The organism is Sulfitobacter sp. (assembly GCF_041552635.1).
Classification (GTDB): domain Bacteria; phylum Pseudomonadota; class Alphaproteobacteria; order Rhodobacterales; family Rhodobacteraceae; genus Sulfitobacter.
Window position 1 is genome coordinate 1 of sequence record NZ_JBFEKM010000018.1, and the last position, 23,819, is coordinate 23,819.

At 56.9% G+C, this 23,819-nt stretch carries 26 protein-coding genes; 14 read left to right on the forward strand and 12 right to left on the reverse strand.

Translation table 11 applies throughout. The features are described 5' to 3' along the window. The 6 genes from ABYT07_RS03465 to uvrA all read left to right on the forward strand — a co-directional run. Positions 1–456: MFS transporter (locus ABYT07_RS03465; protein ID WP_372989487.1), on the forward strand; the 456-nt coding region annotated here is incomplete at its 5' end. A 101-nt stretch (positions 457–557) separates the two neighbouring features. Continuing rightward, positions 558–1,142 carry a DUF924 family protein gene (locus ABYT07_RS03470; protein WP_372989489.1) on the forward strand — a complete coding sequence of 195 codons (585 nt, stop codon included), beginning with the start codon at positions 558–560 and terminating at the stop codon, positions 1,140–1,142. Positions 1,143–1,235: 93 nt separating this feature from the next. Continuing rightward, complete coding sequence (gene lpdA / locus ABYT07_RS03475) at positions 1,236–2,630, forward strand: dihydrolipoyl dehydrogenase (protein ID WP_372989491.1); 1,395 nt, start codon at positions 1,236–1,238, stop codon at positions 2,628–2,630. A gap of 58 nt (positions 2,631–2,688) precedes the next feature. Continuing rightward, positions 2,689–3,252 carry a class I SAM-dependent methyltransferase gene (locus ABYT07_RS03480; RefSeq protein ID WP_372989492.1) on the forward strand — a complete coding sequence of 188 codons (564 nt, stop codon included), beginning with the start codon at positions 2,689–2,691 and terminating at the stop codon, positions 3,250–3,252. A gap of 21 nt (positions 3,253–3,273) precedes the next feature. Beyond that, on the forward strand, positions 3,274–4,428 hold the full coding sequence (locus ABYT07_RS03485) for an MFS transporter (protein ID WP_372989493.1): 1,155 nt from the start codon (positions 3,274–3,276) through the stop codon (positions 4,426–4,428). A gap of 79 nt (positions 4,429–4,507) precedes the next feature. Next, a complete protein-coding gene (gene uvrA / locus ABYT07_RS03490) occupies positions 4,508–7,390 on the forward strand; it encodes an excinuclease ABC subunit UvrA (RefSeq protein ID WP_372989494.1) in 2,883 nt (960 codons plus the stop codon). Between the two features lie 75 nt (positions 7,391–7,465). Here the strand turns inward: uvrA and mmsB are convergent, their stop codons facing one another. The 4 genes from mmsB to ABYT07_RS03510 form a co-directional block, all read right to left on the reverse strand. Beyond that, positions 7,466–8,338 (reverse strand): 3-hydroxyisobutyrate dehydrogenase, encoded by an 873-nt coding sequence (gene mmsB / locus ABYT07_RS03495; protein ID WP_372989529.1) that lies wholly within the window; start codon positions 8,336–8,338, stop codon positions 7,466–7,468. A gap of 2 nt (positions 8,339–8,340) precedes the next feature. Further along, the gene (locus ABYT07_RS03500) at positions 8,341–9,384 is read right to left on the reverse strand and encodes an enoyl-CoA hydratase/isomerase family protein (protein WP_372989495.1); all 1,044 of its coding nucleotides are present in this window, start codon (positions 9,382–9,384) and stop codon (positions 8,341–8,343) included. Next, complete coding sequence (locus ABYT07_RS03505; RefSeq protein ID WP_372989496.1) at positions 9,381–10,523, reverse strand: acyl-CoA dehydrogenase family protein; 1,143 nt, start codon at positions 10,521–10,523, stop codon at positions 9,381–9,383. The genes ABYT07_RS03500 and ABYT07_RS03505 overlap by 4 nt, the downstream gene beginning before the upstream one ends. A 109-nt stretch (positions 10,524–10,632) precedes the next feature. After that, complete coding sequence (locus ABYT07_RS03510) at positions 10,633–12,132, reverse strand: CoA-acylating methylmalonate-semialdehyde dehydrogenase (RefSeq protein ID WP_372989497.1); 1,500 nt, start codon at positions 12,130–12,132, stop codon at positions 10,633–10,635. Positions 12,133–12,318: 186 nt separating this feature from the next. Between ABYT07_RS03510 and ABYT07_RS03515 the strand changes: the two genes are divergently transcribed. The 3 genes from ABYT07_RS03515 (at position 12,319) to coaD (ending at position 14,285) form a co-directional block, all read left to right on the forward strand. Continuing rightward, positions 12,319–13,215, forward strand: coding sequence for a LysR family transcriptional regulator (locus tag ABYT07_RS03515; RefSeq protein ID WP_372989498.1), 897 nt, complete (start codon positions 12,319–12,321; stop codon positions 13,213–13,215). A gap of 60 nt (positions 13,216–13,275) precedes the next feature. Further along, positions 13,276–13,710, forward strand: a complete 435-nt coding sequence (locus ABYT07_RS03520) for a CBS domain-containing protein (protein WP_372989499.1) — start codon at positions 13,276–13,278, stop codon at positions 13,708–13,710. Between the two features lie 80 nt (positions 13,711–13,790). Next, entirely contained in the window at positions 13,791–14,285 is a 495-nt protein-coding gene (gene coaD / locus ABYT07_RS03525; RefSeq protein ID WP_372989500.1) for a pantetheine-phosphate adenylyltransferase, read from the forward strand. Between the two features lie 110 nt (positions 14,286–14,395). On the opposite strand, the gene gap (ABYT07_RS03530) is transcribed toward coaD, so the two are convergent. The 3 genes from gap (ABYT07_RS03530) to gap (ABYT07_RS03540) all read right to left on the reverse strand — a co-directional run bounded on the left by gap (ABYT07_RS03530) (position 14,396) and on the right by gap (ABYT07_RS03540) (position 16,728). After that, positions 14,396–15,397, reverse strand: a complete 1,002-nt coding sequence (gap, locus tag ABYT07_RS03530; RefSeq protein WP_372989501.1) for a type I glyceraldehyde-3-phosphate dehydrogenase — start codon at positions 15,395–15,397, stop codon at positions 14,396–14,398. A gap of 123 nt (positions 15,398–15,520) precedes the next feature. Then, positions 15,521–15,664 carry a hypothetical protein gene (locus ABYT07_RS03535; protein ID WP_372989502.1) on the reverse strand — a complete coding sequence of 48 codons (144 nt, stop codon included), beginning with the start codon at positions 15,662–15,664 and terminating at the stop codon, positions 15,521–15,523. A 62-nt stretch (positions 15,665–15,726) separates the two neighbouring features. Further along, on the reverse strand, positions 15,727–16,728 hold the full coding sequence (gap, locus tag ABYT07_RS03540; protein WP_372989503.1) for a type I glyceraldehyde-3-phosphate dehydrogenase: 1,002 nt from the start codon (positions 16,726–16,728) through the stop codon (positions 15,727–15,729). A gap of 196 nt (positions 16,729–16,924) precedes the next feature. Between gap (ABYT07_RS03540) and ABYT07_RS03545 the strand changes: the two genes are divergently transcribed. Next, the gene (locus tag ABYT07_RS03545; protein WP_372989504.1) at positions 16,925–17,914 is read left to right on the forward strand and encodes a DUF808 domain-containing protein; all 990 of its coding nucleotides are present in this window, start codon (positions 16,925–16,927) and stop codon (positions 17,912–17,914) included. A 33-nt stretch (positions 17,915–17,947) separates the two neighbouring features. On the opposite strand, the gene ABYT07_RS03550 is transcribed toward ABYT07_RS03545, so the two are convergent. Both ABYT07_RS03550 and tkt read right to left on the reverse strand, forming a co-directional pair. Then, complete coding sequence (locus tag ABYT07_RS03550) at positions 17,948–18,136, reverse strand: hypothetical protein (RefSeq protein WP_372989505.1); 189 nt, start codon at positions 18,134–18,136, stop codon at positions 17,948–17,950. Between the two features lie 201 nt (positions 18,137–18,337). Next, a complete protein-coding gene (tkt, locus tag ABYT07_RS03555; protein WP_372989507.1) occupies positions 18,338–20,353 on the reverse strand; it encodes a transketolase in 2,016 nt (671 codons plus the stop codon). Positions 20,354–20,587: 234 nt separating this feature from the next. On the opposite strand from tkt, the gene ABYT07_RS03560 reads away from it, so the two are divergent. The 4 genes from ABYT07_RS03560 to ABYT07_RS03575 all read left to right on the forward strand — a co-directional run bounded on the left by ABYT07_RS03560 (position 20,588) and on the right by ABYT07_RS03575 (position 22,815). Further along, positions 20,588–21,130, forward strand: a complete 543-nt coding sequence (locus ABYT07_RS03560) for a hypothetical protein (protein ID WP_372989509.1) — start codon at positions 20,588–20,590, stop codon at positions 21,128–21,130. Further along, a complete protein-coding gene (locus ABYT07_RS03565; protein WP_372989511.1) occupies positions 21,130–21,522 on the forward strand; it encodes a cell division protein ZapA in 393 nt (130 codons plus the stop codon). Before ABYT07_RS03560 ends, ABYT07_RS03565 begins: the two co-directional genes overlap by 1 nt. 327 nt (positions 21,523–21,849) lie before the next feature. Then, positions 21,850–22,329, forward strand: a complete 480-nt coding sequence (locus tag ABYT07_RS03570; RefSeq protein WP_372989513.1) for a hypothetical protein — start codon at positions 21,850–21,852, stop codon at positions 22,327–22,329. Positions 22,330–22,392: 63 nt separating this feature from the next. After that, positions 22,393–22,815, forward strand: a complete 423-nt coding sequence (locus tag ABYT07_RS03575) for a hypothetical protein (protein ID WP_372989515.1) — start codon at positions 22,393–22,395, stop codon at positions 22,813–22,815. A 96-nt stretch (positions 22,816–22,911) separates the two neighbouring features. On the opposite strand, the gene grxD is transcribed toward ABYT07_RS03575, so the two are convergent. From grxD to ABYT07_RS03590, 3 genes are read right to left on the reverse strand one after another with little or no spacing between them, the layout of a single operon-like run. Further along, positions 22,912–23,274 (reverse strand): Grx4 family monothiol glutaredoxin, encoded by a 363-nt coding sequence (gene grxD / locus ABYT07_RS03580; protein WP_372989517.1) that lies wholly within the window; start codon positions 23,272–23,274, stop codon positions 22,912–22,914. Continuing rightward, positions 23,271–23,516 carry a hypothetical protein gene (locus ABYT07_RS03585; protein ID WP_372989518.1) on the reverse strand — a complete coding sequence of 82 codons (246 nt, stop codon included), beginning with the start codon at positions 23,514–23,516 and terminating at the stop codon, positions 23,271–23,273. The genes grxD and ABYT07_RS03585 overlap by 4 nt, the downstream gene beginning before the upstream one ends. A 4-nt stretch (positions 23,517–23,520) precedes the next feature. Next, the gene (locus ABYT07_RS03590; RefSeq protein WP_372989519.1) at positions 23,521–23,757 is read right to left on the reverse strand and encodes a BolA/IbaG family iron-sulfur metabolism protein; all 237 of its coding nucleotides are present in this window, start codon (positions 23,755–23,757) and stop codon (positions 23,521–23,523) included. Positions 23,758–23,819: the final 62 nt, after the last annotated feature.

The window sequence follows — 23,819 nt, forward strand, 5'->3', positions numbered from 1 at the left end:
ACGTCAATCATCGGCGCGGCCGGGTCTATTCTGGGTATGATGTTCGGCCATATGTTCCCTGTGTTGCTGGTTGCCGCCTTTGTTGTAGGGGGGATGTCCAATCCGCTTTATTCCTTGTTGATTGCCCACACGAATGACTTTCTTGAACATGAGGACATGGCAGCGGCATCCGGTGGGATGCTGTTCATTAACGGTTTGGGGGCCATCATGGGGCCGATCATAACCGGTTGGATGATGGGCACGGCCTTAGGGCCGGGGGGCTTTTATCTGTTCACTGCTGTATTGTTTATCGTGTTGGCCGTCTACGCGACCTACCGTGCGACCGTGCGCCCCGCCGTGCCTGTGGATGAGACCGGCAATTACGTGCCGATGTCGCCCGCAGCGACCACAATTGCGGCGGAAATTGCCCAAGATCACGCCAGCGATGCTGAACATATACCAGAAAGCGCCGGCTGACCTTCGGGTTTGTGACGGTTTGTTGCAAAATTTGTGTATAAAAATGCGCCCATTCGGCGTTAGTTGAAAGTCTGAAGTGTGGGGAAGCGGAGGAGCGCAACATGCAAGGCCCAGAAGATATTCTGAAGTTCTGGTTGGATACGGCTGGCGAAGACAAATGGTACGCCGTTGACGACGCCTTTGATCAATCCATTCGCGATCAGTTTCTTGAGACATGGCAAGCCGCCAAAGACGGGAAATTCTCTCTTTGGCTGACCTATCCATCGGGGGCTTTGGCCTATCTCATTCTGACCGATCAGTTCCCGCGCAACATGTTCCGGGGGCAAGCGCAGGCATTCTCGACGGACCGTGCAGCACTGGCGGTTGCGAAATCCTCGATCCACAAAGGGTGGGATATGCGTATCGATCCCCCCGCGCGGCAGTTCTTTTATCTGCCGATGATGCATTCCGAAAACCTGATAGATCAAGACCGCTGCGTGCGTCTGATGTGTGAACGGATGCCCAAAAGCGAAAGCAACATGTTGCACGCGCGCGCCCACCGTCAGGTGATCCGTGATTTTGGCCGCTTCCCATACCGCAACGAAGCCTTGAGCCGGAATTTCACAGCCGTTGAGAAAGTCTATTTGGAAAACGGTGGCTATGGCAGCACGGTGCGCGCGCTTCAAACCGAAACCGAGGCGGCCTGACAGGGTATGCCACGCTATTCTCTTGGTTGCTGAGGGCGCAGATATAGTTTACCACTAAACTAAATTTGCTTTCCCCGACCAAGAGGTTCTTTTATGGCTGCTAAATCCTTTGATTTGATTGTGATCGGTGCGGGGCCTGGCGGCTATGTCGCCGCGATCCGTGGTGCGCAATTGGGGCTTTCTGTTGCGATTGTCGAACGGGAGCATCTGGGCGGTATTTGTCTAAACTGGGGCTGTATCCCGACCAAGGCGCTACTGCGGTCTTCCGAGGTGTTTCACCTGATGCACCGCGCAGCCGAGTTCGGGTTGAAGGCGGAGAACATCGGCTATGATCTGGATGCGGTTGTGAAGCGGTCGCGCAAGGTTGCGGGCCAGCTTTCGGGCGGCATCGGCCATCTGATGAAAAAGAACAAGGTGACCGTGTTCATGGGCGCGGCCAAACTGGTCGGCAAGGGCAAGGTGTCGGTGAAAACCGACAAGGGCAGCGAAGAGCTGACCGCCAAGAATATCGTGCTGGCCACAGGTGCCCGCGCGCGCAACCTGCCGGGCCTTGAGGCCGACGGCAAACGCGTCTGGATGTACAAGGACGCGCTGCAACCGCCGCACATGCCTAAAAAGCTGCTGGTCATCGGATCAGGTGCAATCGGCATCGAATTCGCAAGCTTTTACAATACGCTAGGTGCTGACACGACCGTGGTCGAAGTGATGGACCGCATCCTGCCGGTCGAGGATGAAGAGATCAGCAAATTCGCCAAAAAGCAGTTTGAAAAGCAGGGCATGAAGATCATGCAAAAGGCTGTCGTCAAACAGTTGGACCGCGCGGCTGACAAGGTTACCGCCCATATCGAGGTCGGTGGCAAAGTCGAGAAACACGAATTCGACACCGTGATCTCCGCCGTGGGCATCGTCGGCAATGTCGAAGACCTTGGTCTTGAGGAAATGGGCGTCAAAGTTGACCGTACCCATGTCGTCACGGATGAATACTGCCGCACCGGCGTTGACGGGCTTTATGCCATCGGTGACATTGCGGGTGCCCCATGGCTGGCCCACAAGGCCTCACACGAGGGTGTCATGGTGGCGGAGCTGATCGCGGGCAAACACGCACATCCGGTCAAGCCGGAATCCATCGCGGGCTGTACCTATTGCCATCCACAAATCGCATCCGTCGGTTATACCGAAGCCAAGGCCAAGGAGCTGGGTTTTGAGGTCAAAGTCGGCCGCTTCCCCTTTATCGGCAACGGCAAGGCGATCGCGCTTGGCGAACCCGAGGGTATGATCAAAACCGTATTCGATGCGAAAACCGGCGAATTGCTGGGCGCGCATATGGTTGGGGCCGAAGTGACAGAACTGATTCAGGGCTATGTCGTGGGCCGTCAGTTGGAAACAACAGAAGAAGACCTGATGAACACCGTCTTCCCGCATCCGACCCTGTCCGAGATGATGCACGAGGCGGTTTTGGACGCCTACGGCAAAGTCATCCACATGTAATCACGACCCGCGCCATTCCGTTCTGGACGGAGTGGCGCGGCGCTGCCATAGATTGCTTATGGTAAGTCTCAATCGCGTCGTCATGGGCCCGGCCTCCCGCCGGATGATCCAGAACCTCATTCCCCAGCAGCTTGATGTTGCTGAAATTTCGGGCAAATGGGGCGAGATGTTCGATTTCAAATCCTATGAACAATTCCGCTATCCCGAATATGATATCTGCGCCGGTCCGTTCATGGACAAGCCGTTGGACCGTCCGCGCAAATTCGATATGATCCTTGCCAATCAGGTTTGGGAGCATCTGGACCGCCCCTATGCCGCGACCAAAAACGTCCGTCGGATGCTGAAGAAGGGCGGACATTTCTGGGTGGCGGTGCCGTTTTTCGTACCGTTCCACGCGGCCCCAATGGATAATTCGCGCTGGTCCGCACGAGGTCTGAAAAATCTGTTGATCGAATGCGGATTCGAGGAAGACGCTATTCAAGCCAGCCAATGGGGCAACCGCCATGCCGCCCTGCGCAACATGGAAGAAAAATGGCCCCCTGAATATGACCAAGCCACCGATGATATCAGTAACGATCCCGACATGCCCATCTGCGCATGGGCCTTGGCGCAAAAGACCTGATACAGCTGCGGTGATCCCGATATGAAAACGCCTTTTCCGTTGATATTCGCGCTTTGGGGCGCGGGTTTGGGTGCGGCTGCGCAATATGGCAAGGTTAGTGTGGTCTTTGACGCGCTGCCTGACATTTTTCCGGGGGCAGGGGCCGCCTTGGGGTTTGTCGTGTCGTTGGTTGGACTGGTGGGCATCGTCTTTGGCGTGGTGGCGGGGCTGGTCGTGGCGCGGGTGCGCTATCGGCGGGCCTTGATCGGCGCGCTTTGGGTCGGGGCGGGGATGTCGGCGTTTCAGGCGCTTTTGCCCAGCCTACCGCTGCTGTTGGCCAGCCGTGTGATCGAAGGCGCATCGCATTTGGCCATTGTCGTCGCGGCACCCACATTGATCGCACAACTTAGCGCACCCAGGGATCGCGGGCTGACCTTGTCACTTTGGGGGACATTTTTCGGGGTGGCTTTTGCCGTATTGTCCCTGCTGGGCCGGCCTTTGGTTGCAGCGTGGGGCGTGCCCGCGCTGTTTTTGGCTCATTCGGCGTATATGGCTGGTTTCGCTGTGTTTTTATCTGCGCGATTAAAGCGACTGCCACCCGAAGCCCCACAACCCCTGCTGAACCTGGGTCAAATCCTGCGGGACCACGGAACAATTTACCGTTCGCCGCACCTTAGCGCGCCGGCCGCGGGCTGGTTGTTCTACACTTTTTGCTTTGTGTCGATCCTGACTGTCTTGCCACCCTATCTGGTGCCTGAATTGCGCAACATGATTCTTGCCGCCATGCCGATTGTCAGTATCGCCGTCTCAATGACTTTGGGCGTTTGGTTGCTGCGCCATGTGCCTGCGGTGCGTGTGGTCGAACTGGGATTTGCCGGATCGGTGTTGTGCCTTGTCTGGCTTTGGACCGTTCCCGGCGCACCTTTGGCTTGTCTCGCACTTGCCGCTGCGTTGGGGTTGATCCAAGGGGCCAGCTTTGCCGCAGTTCCACAGCTGAACGACGGGGCTGCCGCTCAGGCGCAAGCCAATGGCGCGATGGCGCAGATGGGCAATCTTGGCAACACGCTTGGCACGCCGGTCATTGCCGCCGTCCTTCTTGGGTTTGGCTATGCGGGCATGCCGGTTGTCGCGGGAATTGCTTGCCTCGGGGGGCTGTTCGCGCATTTGATTTTGGGCAGACTGCGCAAACAGACATAACGTTCCTGATGTGTTCTTATTTTTCCATTGGAGAATCCGTAACACGCCCCTATGTAAAGAATCTTAACGGGGGTGTCTGATGGCTGAGCTGAAATACATCGAAGTGCGCGGCGCGCGCGAACATAATCTGAAGAACATTGACGTGGATATTCCGCGCGATCAGTTGGTGGTCATCACGGGCCTGTCGGGGTCGGGTAAATCCTCGCTCGCGTTTGACACGATCTATGCCGAAGGCCAGCGCCGCTATGTGGAATCGCTGAGCGCTTATGCCCGGCAATTCCTTGATATGATGCAGAAACCCGATGTGGATCACATCAGTGGCCTGTCACCAGCGATTTCCATTGAACAGAAAACCACGTCAAAGAACCCGCGTTCGACTGTGGGAACCGTGACCGAGATTTACGACTATATGCGCCTGCTGTTCGCCCGCGTCGGCACGCCCTATAGCCCCGCCACCGGCAAACCCATTGAGGCGCAGCAAGTCCAGGATATGGTCGACCGGATCATGACGATGGAGGAGGGGACACGCGCCTATCTGCTGGCCCCGATCGTGCGCGACCGTAAAGGCGAATACCGCAAGGAATTCCTTGAGCTGCGCAAGCAAGGGTTCCAGCGTGTCAAGGTAAACGGCGAATTCTATGAATTGGACGAGCCGCCGACGCTGGACAAAAAGTTCCGTCACGACATTGATGTGGTCGTGGACCGTATTGTCGTGCGTGAAGGGCTGGAAACCCGTCTGGCCGACAGTCTGCGTACAGCGCTTGATTTGGCCGATGGCATCGCCATCCTCGAGACAGCCCCAGCCGAGGGCGACCCTGAACGGCACACCTTTAGTGAGAAATTTGCCTGCCCCGTAAGCGGGTTTACCATTCCTGAAATCGAACCGCGCTTGTTTTCGTTCAACGCGCCCTTTGGGGCCTGTCCGTCTTGTGACGGCTTGGGCAAAGAGCTGTTCTTTGACGAACGCCTTGTCGTGCCGGATCAGAACCTCAAGATTTATGACGGCGCTTTGGCCCCGTGGCGCAAGGGCAAGTCCCCCTATTTCCTTCAGACTATCGAGGCGATTGCCAAGCACTACGACTTTAACAAAAGCACCAAGTGGAAAGACCTGCCGGAAAACGTGCAGCAGGTGTTTTTGTACGGTTCCGGCAAGGAAGAGATCAAGTTCCGCTATGACGAGGGGGGGCGCGTCTACGAGGTGTCGCGGGTGTTCGAAGGTGTCATCCCCAACATGGAGCGCCGCTACCGCGAAACCGATAGCAACTGGATCCGCGAAGAGTTCGAGCGCTACCAGAACAACCGCCCCTGCGGTACCTGCGATGGCTACCGCCTGCGGCCCGAAGCGTTGGCTGTCAAGATCGGTCCAATAGATGGAAAGCCTAACGAACGCCTGCACGCAGGTCAGGTTGTGCAAATGTCGATCCGCGAGGCGTTCGACTGGTGCAATGCCGTTCCTGACCAGCTTAGCGTCCAGAAAAACGAGATCGCCCGCGCCATTCTCAAGGAAATTCGTGAGCGACTTGGGTTTCTAAATAACGTGGGATTAGAATATCTTACACTAGCGCGTTCAAGTGGTACATTAAGTGGAGGCGAAAGCCAGCGCATCCGTTTGGCATCGCAAATCGGCTCCGGTTTGACGGGGGTCCTATATGTGCTGGACGAGCCGTCAATCGGCTTGCACCAGCGTGACAATGACCGTTTGCTGCTGACGCTGAAAAACCTGCGCGACCAAGGCAACACCGTGATCGTCGTCGAACATGACGAAGAAGCGATCCGCGAGGCCGACTATGTTTTCGATATCGGTCCGGGAGCGGGTGTTCATGGCGGGCAGGTGGTCAGCCATGGCACGCCCGAACATGTGGCGAACGACCCCAATTCGTTGACCGGCCAATATCTGACCGGCAAGCGCGAAATCGCTGTGCCCGCTAAGCGGCGCAAGGGCAACAAGAAAAAGATCAAAGTGGTCAAAGCATCGGGCAACAACCTGCATGACATCACTGTTGATTTCCCCTTGGGGCAATTCGTTTGCGTGACGGGGGTATCAGGGGGCGGTAAGTCAACGCTGACGATTGAAACCTTGTTCAAAACCGCATCCATGAACCTGAACGGTGCCCGCCAAACGCCAGCCCCCTGCGAGACGATCAAGGGGCTTGAACACCTTGATAAGGTGATCGACATCGACCAACGCCCCATCGGGCGCACTCCGCGGTCAAACCCCGCGACCTACACCGGTGCGTTCACGCCGATCCGTGACTGGTTCGCCGGTCTGCCCGAGGCCAAGGCCCGAGGGTACAAACCCGGACGTTTCAGCTTTAACGTCAAGGGGGGCCGCTGCGAGGCGTGTCAGGGCGACGGTGTGATCAAGATCGAAATGCACTTCCTGCCTGACGTCTATGTCGAATGTGAAACCTGCAAGGGCCAACGCTATAACCGCGAAACCCTTGAGGTGAAGTTCAAGGGCAAATCCATCGCGGATGTGCTGGATATGACTGTCGAAGATGCGCAGACTTTCTTTACGGCTGTCCCGTCGATCCGCGAGAAAATGGACGCCCTGATGCGTGTGGGTCTCGGCTATATCAAGGTTGGCCAGCAGGCGACGACCCTATCCGGAGGCGAGGCACAGCGCGTCAAGCTGTCGAAGGAACTGAGCAAAAGGTCCACGGGCCGGACCCTGTATATATTGGATGAACCAACCACGGGCCTGCATTTCGAAGACGTACGCAAGCTGTTGGAAGTGCTGCATGAATTGGTCGATCAGGGCAATTCAGTGATCGTGATCGAACACAACCTTGATGTGGTGAAAACCGCTGATCACATCATCGACATCGGTCCCGAAGGCGGCGATGGTGGCGGCCGTGTGGTCGCGACTGGTACGCCCGAACAGGTCGCCGAGGTGGCGGAAAGCCACACTGGTCACTACCTCAAGCCAATGCTGGCCCCGCGCAAGGTTGCCGCCGAATGAAGGCACCCTTCATTTTGCCAAATAAACTCCACGGGGGTCCGGGGGTGTGAAACCCCCGGCCTTCCCCTCAGAAACTCACCCGCGGTTGCGTTTCTCAAAACGCGGCAGCATGGCCGAGAAATCTTTGCCCTTGCCGTCTTCATCCTCGACGAACTGGGCATAAAGCGCGAGGGCCAATTCGCCCATGGGGGTGTCTGCATTGGCCATTTCGGCGGCTTGTTGTGACAGGCCAAGATCCTTGAGCATCAGTTCAGAGGCAAAACCGGGCGCATATCCATTATCGGCGGGCGATGTCGGACCGACACCGGGGGCAGGGCAATAGGCGTTCATCGACCAGCTATATCCAGACGATGTGCTGACCACGTCGAACATTTTCTGACGGTCCAGCCCCAGCTTGTCGGCCAGCGCAAAGGCCTCGCACGTCGCGATCATGGTGACGCCAAGGATCATGTTGTTGCAGATTTTGGCAGCCTGACCCGCGCCAGCGTCACCACAATGCACGGCCTTTTGGCCCATGATATCGAACAACGGTTTGGCCTTGGCAAAGGCTGCTTCGGTTCCGCCAGCCATAAACGTCAACGTCCCGCCAGCAGCGCCGCCAATGCCACCGGAAACAGGGGCGTCAACGGCCAAAATGCCAGCATCTTCAGCAGCTTCTGATGTGTTCTTGGCGCTTTCCACATCCACGGTCGAACAATCAATAAATAGCGTGCCCTTGGCCATGTGCGGTATCGCTTGCGCCGCCACCTGCCGCAGGATCGACCCGTTTGGTAGCATGGTGATGACGACATCCATACCGATAACGGCACCTGGCATATCCGTTGCTTCGGCAACGCCTTCGGCCTTGGTGCCTGCCACGTCATAGCCTGTGACCGTATGACCGGCCTTGGCCAGATTGGCGGCCATCGGCGCGCCCATATTGCCCAACCCAATGAATCCAATTTTCATGCTCATATCGTTTTCTCCAGTTTAAGGGCGTCTTGGCCCAAGGGTTGCAACATCTTGGCGACAGCCGCGAGGGGAACATTCATATCAGCGAATTGCCAGCTTGGATTGCGATCCTTGTCGATGATCGCGGCACGGATACCTTCGAGAAAATCACCATGCTCCATCGCGCGGAAGGTAAAGCGGTATTCGAAATCCAACGCCTTTTCGATGCTTAGGGATGGGCCGCGCAAACGGTGCAGAGCTTCGATGGTGCTTGCCATGGCAAGGGGGCTCATGCGCGACATTTTCTTGAGGCAGTCTTGCGAGAAAGGGCTATCTTTGATGCGCAGGTTGTTGAGCACATCACCGAGAGACTCGCCGTCATAGAGTGTGTCTATCTGGTCTTGCAGACCGGCCAATTCCGAAGCTGGTGGTTCAATCTTGGCGGACTCAATGGCAGATACATCGCCAGATGCCTCAAGCGCGCCAATCACCTCAGGCCATTTGCCCTGCGGAATGTAACTATCTGCAAACCCTGCAAAAATAGCATCTTCGCCAGACATGCGGGTTGCAGTCGTGCCCAGATATTCCCCAACGCGCCCCGGTGCCAAGGCCAGCATCAAAGTGCCGCCAACGTCGGGCAGCAAGCCGATCCCGCATTCCGGCATCGCGATCTGGCTGGTTTCGCCAACAATTCGGTGCGAGCCATGACAGCCAAGGCCAACGCCGCCGCCCATGGTAAAGCCTTGCAGGAATGAGACGACAGGCTTGGGATAGGTAAAAATCTTGGCGTTCAAGCGGTATTCATCGGCCCAGAATTTTTGACCGTAGGCGTAATCGCCCTTGGTCCCTGTGGCATAAAGTTCAGCGATATCACCGCCGGAGCAAAAGGCGCGGTCGCCGATCGCATCCAGCACGATCAGATCAACCGCATCGTCGTCCTGCCACGCGTCAAAGGCGTCTTCGATGGCCAAGCACATCTCATATGTCATGGCGTTTAATGCTTGGGGGCGGGTCAGGGTGATGCGACCGGCGCGGCCCGCGATGCGGATGGAAATATCGCTCATCTGTTTTTCAGCATGTCGCGGGCAACGATGACGCGCATGATTTCGTTGGTGCCCTCAAGGATCTGATGGACCCGCAGATCGCGCACCAGCTTTTCGATGCCGTAATCCGCCAGATAACCATAGCCGCCGTGCAGTTGCAGGCATTGGTCAACGACTTTGCTGCCTGCTTCGGTCACGAACTTTTTCGCCATTGCGCAGAACTTTGTCGCGTCCGGCGCACCAGTGTCCAGCTTCCACGCCGCTTGGCGCAAGAAGGTGCGGGCGGCTTGCAGCTCGATCTCCATATCCGCGAGACGCCATTGCAGGCCTTGGAACTGGTCGATCGGTTTCCCGAATGCTTTGCGGTCGCCCATATACTGGAGCGTTGAGGTCAGTGCCGTCTGCGCGGCACCCAAGGAACAGGCGGCGATGTTCAAACGGCCGCCATCCAGCCCCATCATCGCATATTTGAAACCTTTTCCCTCTTCACCCACCAGATTTCCGGCAGGAATATTGCAATTGTCAAACTGCACTTGGGCCGTGGGTTGGCTGCGCCAGCCCATTTTATCCTCAAGACCGCCGAAAGACAGGCCCGCTGTGCCGTCTTCGACATAGACCGTGGACACACCCGCGGCACCGTCATCAGACGTGCGTACCATCGCGACATAAGCGTCGGAATATCCGCCGCCAGAGATGAACGCCTTGGTTCCGTTCAGGGTGTAGCCATCATTGGTGCGGTCGCATTTCGTCTTGAGCGCTGCAGCATCAGAGCCCGACCCCGGTTCAGTCAGGCAATAGCTGAGCACGGTGTTCATCGACAACACGTCGCCCATGATCCGTGATTTCAATTCTTCACTGGCAAAGCTGTCCAGCATCTTGGCGCACATGTTGTGGATCGACAGGAAGGCCGCGACAGACGGGCAGGCCATGCTGAGTGCTTCGAACACCAGCGTGGCATCAAGACGGGTCAGGCCTGATCCACCTGCGTCCTCGGACACATACAGGCCGCCAAAGCCAAGCTCAGCGATCTTGGGCCAGATTTCCTTGGGGATGGTTTCATCTTTTTCCCATTGGCGGGCGAATGGGGCGATGTGTTCCTGGCCAAAGCCGTAAGCCATATCAAAGATGGCGGTTTGCTCTTCTGAAAGTGCGAAATCCATGGCGATGATCCCTCCCAAGACCTGTCGAATTGAACGTGTGTTTAATTATAACGGGGGCTGCGCAGGGCGCAAGCGGTCTGCGGGGGCCGGAACCCCCGCAGAAGATGGATTATTCCATTGGTTTAAAGTTGAACTCGCCACCTTCTTTGATTCCGCTCGGCCAGCGCGAGGTCACAGTTTTGGTGCGTGTGTAGAATTTGAACGCGTCGGGACCGTGCTGGTTAAGATCGCCAAAGACGGATTTCTTCCAGCCGCCAAAGGTGTGATAGGCCAGCGGCACAGGGATTGGCACGTTGATGCCGATCATGCCGACGTTGATGCGGTTCGCAAAGTCACGCGCAGCGTCGCCGTCGCGGGTAAAGATCGCGGTGCCGTTGCCCATCTCGTGATCCATGGCAAGGCCAAGTGCTTCTTCGTAGGTTTTGGCGCGCACGGTGGACAGCACAGGGCCGAAAATCTCGTGCTTGTAGATGTCCATGTCTTTGGTGACGTTATCAAACAGGTGCGGGCCGACAAAGAAACCGTCCTCGTAGCCCTGTAATTTAAAGTCACGACCATCGACAACCAAGGTCGCGCCTTGGTCGATGCCGGTTTGGACCAGACGTTCGATGTTGGCCTTGGCCGCAGCGGTTACAACGGGGCCATAGTCGACATCGTTGCCCGAAGAATAAGGCCCGACTTTCAGCTTTTCGATGCGTGGGATCAATTTCTCGATCAGACGATCAGCGGTTTCGTCACCAACAGGAACGGCCACGGAAATCGCCATGCAGCGTTCGCCAGCAGCACCGTATCCGGCACCGATCAGCGCATCTGCCGCTTGGTCCAGATCGGCATCAGGCATGATGATCATGTGGTTCTTGGCACCGCCAAAGCACTGGACGCGCTTACCATTCGCGCAACCTGTGCCATAGATGTATTCGGCAATCGGGGTGGACCCGACAAAACCCACGGATTGAATGACAGGGTGGTGCAGGATCGCATCGACGGCTTCTTTGTCGCCGTTGACGACCTGAATGATGCCTTTGGGCAGGCCTGCTTCTTCCAGCAATTCGGCCAGCATCAGCGGGACAGATGGATCACGCTCGGATGGCTTGAGGATAAACGCGTTGCCGCAAACGATGGCAGGGGCGAACATCCACATCGGGATCATGGCAGGGAAGTTGAATGGCGTGATACCGGCGGACACACCCAATGGCTGGCGCATGGAGTACATGTCGATGCCGGGGCCGGCGCTGTCGGTGTAATCGCCCTTGAGCAGTTCAGGCGCGCCGATGCAATATTCAACGACTTCAAGGCCGCGTTGTACGTCGCCGGCGGCGTCGGGCAGGGTCTTGCCGTGCTCGCGGGACAGTGCCTCGGCCAGCTTGTCCATGTCGCGGTTCAGCAGATCGACGAATTTCATCATCACCCGCGCGCGGCGCTGCGGGTTTACGGCGGCCCACGCGGGCTGTGCGGCCATGGCGTATTTCACGGCCTGGTCCATCTCGGCCTCATTTGCCAAGGGGCACTTGGCCTGAACTTCGCCTGTGGCGGGGTTGTAGACGTCGGCAAAGCGGCCGGACGTGCCTTTGACATGTTCGCCGTTGAGGTAATGGGTGAGCTCTTGCATGGGAATCCTCCGGTTATGGTTGAACGCAGGATAGGCTTGCAAAAATGATTGGGAAAGGGGCATGAAGTCAAAATAGTTTTGCATTTTTGCAAGATGGATGCCGGAATTGTGCGGGTCAGGGGGCCAGCCCCCGTCCTTCGGACACCCCCGGAGTTTATTTGGCAAAATGAAGCGGAAGGGCATGGGATGTTGGGCAATTGGGATGATCTGCGGTTGTTTCTAGCCGTTGCGCGCGAGCAAAGCCTGTCGGGGGCGGGCAAGTTGGTGCGGCTGGATCCGGCGACCTTGGGGCGCAGAATGGCACGAGTGGAGAAAGGTCTGGGTGCGACGCTGTTCGTAAAATCACCCACGGGATACGCGCTGACCGAGGCTGGGACGCAGTTGTTGGCGCGGGCTGAAGCCGCAGAGCAAGCGATGCGCATGGCGACGGCTGGGGTTTCTGCGCCTACGGACCGATTGAGCGGCCAGATCAGGATCGGGGCACCGGATGGCTGTGCGAATTATCTGTTGCCGCAGGTCTGTGCGCGTTTGGTTGCAGAGCATCCTGAATTGGATATCCAGATTGTCGCCTTGCCGCGGGTCTTTAATTTGTCCCGGCGCGAGGCTGATATGGCAATTGGTGTGAGCGCACCGACGGCCGGACGATTGGTGGTGCAAAAAATAGCCGACTACCGGCTGCATCTGGCCGCCGCCGAAAGCTATCTGGCGGCCCACGATCCGATTGTCGGGATTGCTGACCTGCAAGCGCATCGGTTGGTGGGGTATATTCCCGACATGATTTTCGACCGGGAACTGGATTATCTGGCGGAGCTGGGGATGACGCGGGTGCCGATGGCATCAAATTCGGTTTCGGTACAGGTCAATATGATCCGGCAAGGCGGGGGCGTCGGGATCGTTCATGATTTCTCGTTGCCGACAACGCCGGGGGTTAAGCGAATCTTAGTGGATGAGGTGTCTCTTTCGAGGGCGTTTTATCTGATCCGGCATGCGGACGACCGGCGTAATCTGAGGTTGAGCCGCTTTGCGGAGGCGCTGGCGCAAGGTGTGCGCGCAGAAGTGGCCCAGCTTGAGGCAATTACTTGACACGCAACAGTATTAAAGAGAACCTGAGTCTAAGCGCAATAAAGTTACGGAGGGTACCCCATGCTCGTTTCCCAGATCTTGAAAACCAAAGCAGATGACAGTGTGACCACGGTCAAGCCGGGGGTAATGATTTCGGAGGCGGCAAAAATTCTGGCCGAAAAGCGGATCGGGACCCTGGTTATTTCCTCTGACGGCAAGACACCTGACGGGATTTTATCCGAGCGCGACATCGTGCGCGCCTTGGGGGAGCAGGGGGATGCATGCCTGAATGTGACGGTGGAATCGCTGATGACCAAAAAGCTGGTGACTTGCGGAACCGATGCGCGATCGGATGAGATTCTGACCAAGATGACCGAAGGGCGTTTTCGCCACATGCCGGTGCTTGCCGATGGGGCATTGGTCGGGCTTGTATCGCTGGGCGATGTGGTCAAGGCACAATTGATGGAACTTTCTATGGAGAAAGATGCACTGCAGGGCATGATCATGGGGCATTAAAGGTGCGAAATTCACGTTGCGTTTTCGACGGGTAAATGATTGCTTGCGACCTAATGATTAATTAACGACTGGACTGCCCTATGCGCGTTGGCCTTTATCCCGGCACCTTTGATCCGATCACATTGGGGCATCTTGATATCATTCGGCGTGCCACGACGCTGGTAGATAAACTGGTGATTGGCGTGGCGATAAACCGTGACAAAGGCCCGTTGTTCGAACTGGAAGAACGCGTGGCGTTGATCACCTCGGAATGTGCAAAACTCGGGGCAGAAACCGGCGTTGAAGTCGTCGTGCATCCATTTGAAAATCTGCTGATTGATTGCGCCCGCGACGTTGGCGCGCAAATGATCATTCGCGGCCTGCGGGCCGTGGCGGATTTCGAGTATGAATATCAGATGGTCGGGATGAACCGTAAGCTTGATGACAGCATCGAAACGGTGTTCCTGATGGCAGAGGCCGAACATCAGGCGATCGCCAGCAAACTGGTCAAGGAAATTGCCCGGCTTGGGGGCGATGTCAGCAAATTCGTGACCCCTGCGGTGAATGCAGAGTTGCTGAAACGGTTTTCGAAATAGGCAAAGGGCGGGCAAATTGTAAATGCGCGCCATTGGATTTTACATCTTTTAGGCCGGCGCTTTGGGTTTTTTGTAGCACCCGAAGCGCCGGTTGATCTTGGCAATATCCGTTACAGGAACGACGCGATCACCCGCGACGTATCCAGCATGCGGTTTGAAAACCCCCATTCATTGTCGTACCATGCCAATACGCGCACCTGAGTGCCGCCTTGGACCGAGGTCTGGTCCGTCGCGACCACACAGGAATGCGCATCATGGTTCAGGTCAATCGACACCAAGGGGCGGTCTTCCAGCCCCATGATTCCCTTGAGGGGGCCATCGGCGGCAGCACGCAAAGCGGCGTTAACCTCTTCGGCTGTGACCTTGCGCGATACCTCGATCAGCAGATCGACGCAGGACACATTGGGCGTGGGCACACGAATGGCGGTGCCGCCGATCACGCCGTCAAGTTCGGGCAGAACCTTGCCCAAGGTCTTGGCCGCGCCGGTGGTGGTGGGGATCATTGACAATGCAGCAGCGCGGGCACGGTACAGATCCTTGTGCGCCGTATCTTGCGTCGGTTGATCGCCGGTATAGGCGTGAATTGTCGTCATGTGGCCATGTGTGATGCCGAAAGCATCGTTCAGGGTCTTGGTCAATGGGGCCATGCAATTCGTTGTGCAGGACGCATTGCTGATCACCGTTTCACTGCCGTCGATCAGGTTGTGGTTCACGCCATAGACGATTGTTTTCATGGTATCTTTGCCGGGGGCAGAGATCAGAACCCGTTTGGAGCCATTGTCGAGATGCTTGCCCGCACCATCGTTGCTGACAAAGATACCAGTACACTCAAGCACGATGTCCACGTCCCCCCAAGGCAGGGCGGCAGGATCGCGTTCGGCTGTGACGCGGATCGGCCCTTGGCCCACATCCATTGTGCCGTCGCCCAAGGTGACCGGACGGCCATAGCGCCCGTGTACTGAATCGAATTCAAACAGATGCGCGTTGGTTTCGAGCGGGGCCAGATCATTGATGGCCACCACCTGTAGATCATTTGCACCCTGTTCCATCAGTGCACGCAGCACGTTACGACCGATGCGGCCAAAGCCGTTGATTGCGAGTTTGGTTGCCATGGGGCGTCCTCCGGTTGGTGTTTGCGCTAACATGGACGTGTGCGCGCAAGAGTCAACCGCTGCAGACATAATCAGGGACGGGGGTTTGGGAAAGCCGTTCTATTCCGAAACAACAGTTTCCGATCAGCGCCAGAATGCGACCCATTCGAGCAGATCAAGGAATTTCTTGCTGAGGAAAACCAGATGTTCACTGCCATACATCACTGCATCTACCGCCAGGCCACCGACAATGAGCGATGCCAAAACAAGGGCGATGGGTGTGTTCATGGGGCAGGGATCCTTGCGCGGCGTTGCCCTGATATGACAGGGCAACGCCTTTGCTGCAAGACTTAGCCAAGTTTGCCCATGGCAACGGCAACATCAGCCATGCGTACGGAAAAACCCCATTCATTGTCGTACCACGCCAGCACACGGACCATGCGGTTGGCGACAACCATGGTCTGATCCGGCGCAAAGATCGAACTTTCTTCGGTGTGGTTAAAGTCGATCGAGACTTTCTTTTCAGGGTCATAGCCCATAACACGCTTCATCGGGCCTTCGGCGGCGGCGCGCATGGCGGCATTAACTTCGTCGACGGTGACATCGCGCGAGGCACGGAAGGTCAGGTCAACCGCGCTGACATTCGGGGTGGGCACGCGCATCGCGGTGCCGTCTAGCTTGCCTTTTAGCGCGGGCAGTACTTCACCCAAAGCCGCGGCAGCGCCGGTCGATGTCGGGATCAGCGCCATTGCAGCGGCGCGGGCGCGGTACAGGTCGTCGTGGCGACGGTCCAGCGTGGGCTGGTCGCCAGTATAGCTGTGAATGGTGGTCATGATGCCATATTCGATGCCAAATGAATCTTGCAAAACCTTGGCCAGCGGTGCCAGACAGTTTGTGGTGCACGACCCGTTGGAAATCATCGTATCGGACGCTTGCAATTCGTGGTCGTTCACACCGTAGACGATGGTCCGGTCGACGTTTTTACCGGGTGCCGACAGCAACACGCGCTTTGCGCCACGCTCAAGATGCACATTGGCCTTTTTGCCGTCGTTGAACTTGCCGGTACATTCCAGCACGACATCGCAACCGTCCCAGTTCAGCTCTTCCATCTTGTAGGTCGACATGACTTCGATCGGGCCTTGGCCCAGATCCAGCGTGCCGTTGCCGACTTTGACCTCGTTCGGGAAACGCCCGTGCACAGAGTCGTATTTGATCAGATGCGCGGCTGTTTCGATCGGGCCGGTGGCATTGATGCGCACGACCTCGATATCGTCGCGGCCTGAGGCTGCGATGTGAGAAAGCGTGCAACGGCCGATGCGGCCAAATCCGTTGATACCGACTTTGATGGTCATGAGATGCGTCCTTAGGTCTGAAAGCGGGCGAGGTTGCGCGATCTATATCTGTAGGCCGATCAAAGGTTAAAGGTCTAAAACCGCCTGATTTCGGGATGTTAGCGTTAAATGTCTATGTTAGCGGAAACGGCAGGCGGCCCTTTGCCTTTGCGCCGTGGTGCGCTATTTTGTCCCGAAATAATGATGGAGAGACGTGATGAGCGGTTTGCTGGCCTTGTTGGACGATGTTGCGGCGATAGCCAAGGTGGCTGCGGCCAGCGTGGACGATGTGTTCGGCCAAGCGGCCAAAGCCAGCGCCAAAGCGGCGGGTGCGGTGATTGACGATGCTGCCGTAACACCCAAATATGTTCACGGCTTCGAGGCAAGCCGTGAACTGCCAATCATTTGGCGGATCACCAAAGGGTCGCTCAAGAACAAGCTGGTGTACTTGTTGCCTGCGGGATTGCTGCTGTCTAATTTCGCGACTTGGGCCATTCCGCCTTTGTTGATGCTGGGCGGTGCCTATCTATGTTTCGAAGGGGCCGAGAAAATTGCCCATGCTTTGGGTGTCGGCGGGGCAGGCCACGATGATCATCCGGGCAAGGGCCTTGTCGTCGACGACCCGGCGCATCTGGAAGAACAAAAAGCCGCTGGAGCGATCAAGACGGATTTGATTTTGTCGGCCGAGATTATGACCATCGTCCTGTCGAACCTAGAGGTTTCGAATTTCTGGATGGAAGCAGGGGCTTTGGCGGCGGCGGCTGTGATTATTACGGCGGCGGTTTATGGATCGGTCGCTTTGATCGTGAAAATGGATGATCTGGGGCTTTATATGGCAAAAAACGCCCGGTTGGCTCCGACCCGCAGTGTCGGTCGCGCCATTGTCCGCGGGATGCCCTTTTTCCTGAAGGCCCTTACCATCATCGGCACGGCGGCCATGCTATGGGTCGGCGGGTCAATCATCATTCACGGACTGGAGGTAATGGGCTTTGATACCTTGGGCCACTTGATCCATGACTATGCTGCCAACATCGGCCACATGGTTCCGTCCTATGAGGGCACTGTGGAATGGACCGCCAAAGCTGCGATGGACGGCGTCTTTGGTCTGGCGCTTGGGTTGGTCTTGATCCCGATCGGGGAAAAGATCATCACGCCGCTTTGGCGCGCCGTTTTCAGCCGTTCAGCTGTCAAAAAAACAGCCGCCTGAACGCGCGGCACCCAAAGACTTTGTTTAGGAAAGTCAGACGCGACGGATGTTTGAACCGCGCGTCTGGCTGCGCAGGTATAGTGCTGCCAAAAGGATCACGGCCAATTGACCTGTTACGGCATAGGTAACAAGCACCGCAATCATCCCATAACCGGCACCAAAGCAGGCCACGCCGCCAAGGCTGCCGCACATTATCGCGTATAAAATATATGCTGCGCCCATAATCAGCCAATCCCCGTCCAACCCGATGCCCGATACGCCACTGTATGAACTCTTTCGGTCCAACTCAGGGCTGTCATAACGAGCATTCAATAAACGGAATAAAATTTCAAGGATTTTGTTTTTAAAGCAATAAAAAAACTCAGCGGAACCTGAGTTTATGTGCGGTGGTGAAAGGGGGGGGCGATCCGCCCCCCGATTTGATTACAAAAGTGCTTTGGCTTTGTCGGCGACGTTCTGCGCCGTAATGCCGAACTTTTCGAACAGTTCTTCCGCAGGGGCAGAGGCACCGAAACGGTCCATGCCAACAAAATCAGCCTTGTTCCACTTGCCACGTTCGCCTGTCAGCCACCGGTCCCACCCTTGGCGCACGGCCGCCTCGACGCCAACACGCACCGGGCCTGCGGGCAGAACACGGCGGCGGTATGCTTCGTCCTGCTCGGCGAACAGCTCCATGCAGGGCATGGACACAACGCGGGTGCCGATGCCTTGCTCTTGCAAGATGTCGCGGGCTTTCAACGCGATCTCGACTTCGGAGCCGGTGGCGATCAGGATAACCTGACGTTTGCCGTCGGCGTCGGCCAGCACATAAGCACCCTGTTCAGTGAGGTTCTTGTTTTTGTGCTCAAGCCGCACGGTCGGCAGACCCTGACGGGTGAGCGACAAAACCGATGGCGTCTTTTTCGACGTCAGCGCGATTTCCCAGCTTTCGGCTGTTTCAACCGTATCGGCGGGACGGAACACATAGGTGTTCGGTGTTGCGCGCGAAATGGCAAGGTGTTCAACAGGCTGGTGCGTCGGGCCGTCTTCGCCCAGACCGATGCTGTCATGGGTCATGACAAAGACCGTCGGAATTTGCATCAGGGCCGCCAGACGCATTGCAGGGCGGGCGTAGTCGGTGAAACACATGAACGTACCGCCGTAAGGGCGCACACCGCCATGCAGCGCCATGCCGTTCATCGCCGATGCCATGCCATGTTCGCGGATGCCCCAATAGACATAGCGCCCGCCACGGTTGTCGACGTCAAACACACCTAGATCAGCCGTTTTGGTGTTGTTGGACCCGGTCAGATCCGCCGACCCGCCAACGGTTTCTACGAACAGCGGGTTCAACACCTCGAGGGTCTTCTCGCTGCTGGCGCGGGTGGCCAGCTTGGGGGCGGCTTCGGTCATCTGCTTTTTGAAGGCTTTGATCGTCGCACTTAGTTTCTTGGGCGCATCACCGGCCAGCGCACGGTTGAATTCTTCGCGCTTGGCGCGGGACATGTCGTCGAAACGCTCTTCCCATGCCTTGCGATCTGCTGCACCGCGCGAACCGATGGCTTCCCATGCGGATTTCACATCTGCGGGGACTTCGAACGGGCCGGTTGTCCAGCCATAGGCGGCCTTGGCGGCGGCCATCTGGTCTGCGTCGGTCAAAGCACCGTGGCCTTTGGACGTGTCCTGTGCCGCGTGACCCAACGCGATATGGGTTTTGCACGCGATCATCGAGGGCAGGGATGATTTACGTGCCTCGGTCAGGGCTGCGTCGATTTCATCGGGGTTGTGGCCATCGATTTCGACCACATGCCAACCGGCAGCCTTGAAGCGGGCCACTTGATCCACGGTGTCGGACAAGCTGACAGGACCGTCGATGGTGATGTTATTATTGTCCCACATCACGATCAGTTTGCCCAGCTTGTGGCGTCCTGCCAGTGCGATCGCCTCTTGGCTGATGCCTTCCATCAGGCAGCCGTCGCCGGCGATCACATAGGTAAAGTGGTCGACGATCTTTTTGCCGTACTGCGCGCGCTGGATTTCTTCGGCCATGGCAAAGCCCACGGAATTCGCAATCCCCTGACCCAGCGGGCCGGTGGTTGTTTCAATCGCATCGGCAAGGAAGTTTTCCGGGTGGCCCGCAGTGCGCGCGCCCATTTGGCGGAAATTCTTGATCTCTTCGATCGGGAACTGTGCGTCGCCCACAAGATGCAGCAGCGAATAGATCAGCATCGACCCGTGACCTGCGGACAGGATGAACCGGTCGCGGTCTGGCCACAGTGGGTTGGCGGCGTCAAACTTGAGGTGCTTTTCAAACAAAACGGTCGCAACATCTGCCATGCCCATGGGCATGCCCGAATGGCCGGAATTGGCAGCCGCAACGGCGTCCAGCGTCAGGGCGCGAATGGCGGTCGCTTTGGACCAATGCTCGGGGTGGGCTTTCGCAAGGGCGTTCAAATCCACGGGGGCGGCTTCCTTATGTCAGGGCAAAGTTTGCGCGATCAATACCAGCCACCCCGCAAAGATCAAGGGCAACAGGGGCAGGGCCCCCGACCACATCAACAGCCCCCGCCAATGCGTTGTTCTTAAAGGGGCAGTATTTCGCTTCGCGTTTGGGTAGGATCGCTGCAAACCACGTTGACCACCGATTCGATGGTTGGCACAGTGCAAAAAAGACGTTTCAACGGGGATCCGGGGATGAGTGACATAGAAGAAGTACAAGGCCGCATCATGGCCGCGATGGAGCGCGCGTCGCGCGGGTTGGAAAAACTGGCCGTCGCCAAAGAGGACGTGCCGGACCTTTCCCAAGAGCTTGCCGATGAACGCCTTGCCAATGCGCAACTGGAAGAGCGAGTCAAATCCCTGAACACCCAGCTTGAAACATTGACTGCTGACACGCAGGCGCAATTGGAAAAAACCAAGGCAGAGTTGGGCCAAGCGCAGGCCAAGCTTGCCGATGCCGATGCCCAAGCCGCCCAAAGCACTGTGACCGACGCACAGGTATCAGCGCTTGATGTCGAATTGCAGCGGGTTCGCCAGACCAACACGAAACTGTCCGATGCCTGCGCCGCTTTGCGCGCCGCCAATGCCGAAGGTGTCGGCGATGCCGATCTGATCAACGCCGCGCTGCAGGCCGAACTTGACGCGTTGCGCGCTGCGCGCAGTGCCGATCTGGCGCAGGCGGATGCGATCTTGTCGACCCTCACCCCCCTTGTCGAAGCCGCGCAGGAGAACGCCTGATGCCCGAAGTACTCATTTCCATCGGCGGTCGCCAATTCGAAGTCGCCTGCCAAGAGGGCGAGGAAAGCTATCTTCATGCTGCAGCCAAAATGCTGGATGACGAGGCGCAGATTCTATCGGATCAGGTTGGCCGCATGCCCGAAGCGCGCATGCTGTTGATGGCGGGCCTTCTGTTGGCTGACAAGACAGCCAGCGTCGAAGATCAAGTCGCCGAAGTGCGCGCCGAACTGGCCGAGCGCGAAGCCGAGCTGGCAGGCCTGCGCAATGTCGTGATCGAACCCGAACGTATCGAAGTTCCTGTGATCCCGCAGTCGGTGAGTGACGGTTTGGCCGAAATGGCGGCCCGCGCCGAAGCCTTGGCCCAAGAGATCGAGGATAAAGCGGCGGGATAAACGCATCGCGCGGTTAGTCTTGCCTCAAGGGGCAAGGCCAACCGGAATGACTTTTTTCGCTACCCAACATCCGGGCTGCTGATTGTCTGACTGGGCGTTGCAGACAGATGGCGCTGTTTTTACGCCGCTATGCCCCCGCTGTTTTTGCGATTTCGCAAGACGGGCAGGCGTTCTGCAGACAACTGAAACTGAGCACATTTTTTTGTCGTTATCTATTGGTATCTATTGATGGCATTAACTCTCTGGTTGTGGTTGGCATTAAGTTAACCATCGCAAAGAGAAGCTATTCGCGTTTCGGTAGAAATAGGCCCTATAAAGATTATCGTCATGGGGCAAAGCTTGGGCAGCGGTCTGTCGAGGTCATACGACGGGGCAACAACTGACGGTGTTGATCAACTAACCCAACATTTCCAGGACTGCACCGAAGTTCCTGTCGAGGTGCTACAAGCGCCTGTTCCGGCTACCTCATTGCTGCGGCGGTACCGCAGTCGCAGATCGTGGTGGGATGAAACGACCCATAAGCCGGGTCGGCTGCTTTTGCAGACAACGTTCATGTATCCAGAGGCGGATATCATTTTATGGTCACAAGGTGAACGTGATGCCGAAGATGCCGCGCTTGATATTGAGACCTATGAAGCCTCGCTGAAAGAGTTCTTTATCTACCTGCGGCAGACCTACGGTTGTTTTGTCATCTGTAATTTCATCGGGCGGCGGATCGGGGGCAATGACCACACAACGCAAAGCTTGCTTTTGGCGCAGCGCAGGGTCGTTACCGCGCTGGATTTCGTTTTCGAAGGAGCCGAGTAATACCACGTCGATCTTATCGATGCTGTACATCCCGATAATGCGGGTTTTGGGGCGATCGGTGCATTGTCTGGCCATGCAATCGCGGCGGCGTGCCTGAACGAAGCGAACGACTATCCGATGGTCACGCATGTCGAAGCATCTGACAATGTTGTTGTTTTTTATCTTTCAGGTGCAGATGCCTGGGCGATCAACGGGGCAAAGGTGGATCGTCCGATAAAAATGATGAACCTCAAGGGGGACAACCAGTTTTCAGTGGTCAGCCAGACAATCGGAAAACTGGTTCCGTCCGCCATGTTTTTTGACCCCACCCAAAACGAGGTCTATCTGGTCTTTGAAGCCTCGCTTGAGCGGATGGCTGCAGACCTGAGAGCCTATGTTGCCTACGGTGCGTGCTCTGATCTGGACCGGTCCCGCCTACTGACCGAGGCATCGGTGTTAAGCCGCCCCATCCGCCGCGATTCTTTGGCGCTGGATTTCGTGCATTGATCAAGAATGAATGAATTTGCCTGACGCTAAATTAAAGACATAAAAAAACGGCGCTCCAAAAGGAACGCCGTTTTTTTGCTAACGCTAAATCAGGTTTCAGCCGTTGGCTTCGCGAATTTTGTCGGCTGCATCTTTGTCATAGGTGACGCCGTTTTCGGCAAACAGCGCATCCAACTCGCCGGACAGGGTCATTTCGGTGATAATGTCGCAGCCGCCGACGAATTCGCCTTTGACGTAAAGCTGTGGCACTGTGGGCCAGTCGGAAAAATCCTTGATGCCTTGGCGCAGGGCCTCGTCTGCCAAAACGTTCACGTCGGCAAATTCGACTTCCATATAGTTCAGCACGCCGGCCACACGGGATGAAAACCCGCATTGCGGCATCGCCTTGGTGCCTTTCATGAACAGCACAACGTCATTCGCGGTGATGGTCTCTTTGATCTGTGTCGAAACGTCGGTCATTTTGATTTGTCCTTCGGTATAAAGCGTTTAGCGTATTCTTGCGGGTCGCGGGGAATGCGGTAGGTGGTCTGGTGTCCGCCCCCGCCACCGCCAGAGTGATAGGTTGTTTCAATCTCGTGATAGCCTGTGCCGGGCTGTGATCCGCGTTCGGTGCCGCGGGTGTGGCGCAAGGATTGCAATCCGCGCAGCACCGCCACGATCAGCACCAGAACACTTAGGATCACCACAAGGGTCAGGTCCATCGGATCAGTCCGGTGCCTTGGTCGTCAGGGCAAGTGCGTGCAAATCCCCACTTGGTCCGTCCATACGGCCCTTAAGCGCGGCATAGACGGCGCGCTGCTGCTGCACGCGGTTTTTCCCGCGAAAGCTTTCGTCGATGACCATCGCGGCCATGTGCACACCGTCGTTGCCCTCGACTTCGATTTTGGCATTTGGAAAGGTCTGGCGCAGAAGGTCTTCGATTTCTCTGGCTTGCATTGGCATTGGTGCGGCTCCGTTCGGTTATATCAGCCAAGATGTAGTGGTGCGGGCGGCGGCGTGCAAGT

Bases quoted from the DNA above. Each gene is read 5' to 3' on its own strand.
- ABYT07_RS03470 (WP_372989489.1), top strand. From the start codon at position 558: ATGCAAGGCCCAGAAGATATTCTGAAGTTCTGGTTGGATACGGCTGGC.
- lpdA (WP_372989491.1), top strand. From the start codon at position 1,236: ATGGCTGCTAAATCCTTTGATTTGATTGTGATCGGTGCGGGGCCTGGC.
- ABYT07_RS03480 (WP_372989492.1), top strand. From the start codon at position 2,689: ATGGTAAGTCTCAATCGCGTCGTCATGGGCCCGGCCTCCCGCCGGATG.
- ABYT07_RS03485 (WP_372989493.1), top strand. From the start codon at position 3,274: ATGAAAACGCCTTTTCCGTTGATATTCGCGCTTTGGGGCGCGGGTTTG.
- uvrA (WP_372989494.1), top strand. From the start codon at position 4,508: ATGGCTGAGCTGAAATACATCGAAGTGCGCGGCGCGCGCGAACATAAT.
- mmsB (WP_372989529.1), bottom strand. From the start codon at position 8,338: ATGAAAATTGGATTCATTGGGTTGGGCAATATGGGCGCGCCGATGGCC.
- ABYT07_RS03500 (WP_372989495.1), bottom strand. From the start codon at position 9,384: ATGAGCGATATTTCCATCCGCATCGCGGGCCGCGCCGGTCGCATCACC.
- ABYT07_RS03505 (WP_372989496.1), bottom strand. From the start codon at position 10,523: ATGGATTTCGCACTTTCAGAAGAGCAAACCGCCATCTTTGATATGGCT.
- ABYT07_RS03510 (WP_372989497.1), bottom strand. From the start codon at position 12,132: ATGCAAGAGCTCACCCATTACCTCAACGGCGAACATGTCAAAGGCACG.
- ABYT07_RS03515 (WP_372989498.1), top strand. From the start codon at position 12,319: ATGTTGGGCAATTGGGATGATCTGCGGTTGTTTCTAGCCGTTGCGCGC.
- ABYT07_RS03520 (WP_372989499.1), top strand. From the start codon at position 13,276: ATGCTCGTTTCCCAGATCTTGAAAACCAAAGCAGATGACAGTGTGACC.
- coaD (WP_372989500.1), top strand. From the start codon at position 13,791: ATGCGCGTTGGCCTTTATCCCGGCACCTTTGATCCGATCACATTGGGG.
- gap (WP_372989501.1), bottom strand. From the start codon at position 15,397: ATGGCAACCAAACTCGCAATCAACGGCTTTGGCCGCATCGGTCGTAAC.
- ABYT07_RS03535 (WP_372989502.1), bottom strand. From the start codon at position 15,664: ATGAACACACCCATCGCCCTTGTTTTGGCATCGCTCATTGTCGGTGGC.
- gap (WP_372989503.1), bottom strand. From the start codon at position 16,728: ATGACCATCAAAGTCGGTATCAACGGATTTGGCCGCATCGGCCGTTGC.
- ABYT07_RS03545 (WP_372989504.1), top strand. From the start codon at position 16,925: ATGAGCGGTTTGCTGGCCTTGTTGGACGATGTTGCGGCGATAGCCAAG.
- ABYT07_RS03550 (WP_372989505.1), bottom strand. From the start codon at position 18,136: ATGGGCGCAGCATATATTTTATACGCGATAATGTGCGGCAGCCTTGGC.
- ABYT07_RS03560 (WP_372989509.1), top strand. From the start codon at position 20,588: ATGAGTGACATAGAAGAAGTACAAGGCCGCATCATGGCCGCGATGGAG.
- ABYT07_RS03565 (WP_372989511.1), top strand. From the start codon at position 21,130: ATGCCCGAAGTACTCATTTCCATCGGCGGTCGCCAATTCGAAGTCGCC.
- ABYT07_RS03570 (WP_372989513.1), top strand. From the start codon at position 21,850: ATGGGGCAAAGCTTGGGCAGCGGTCTGTCGAGGTCATACGACGGGGCA.
- grxD (WP_372989517.1), bottom strand. From the start codon at position 23,274: ATGACCGACGTTTCGACACAGATCAAAGAGACCATCACCGCGAATGAC.
- ABYT07_RS03585 (WP_372989518.1), bottom strand. From the start codon at position 23,516: ATGGACCTGACCCTTGTGGTGATCCTAAGTGTTCTGGTGCTGATCGTG.
- ABYT07_RS03590 (WP_372989519.1), bottom strand. From the start codon at position 23,757: ATGCCAATGCAAGCCAGAGAAATCGAAGACCTTCTGCGCCAGACCTTT.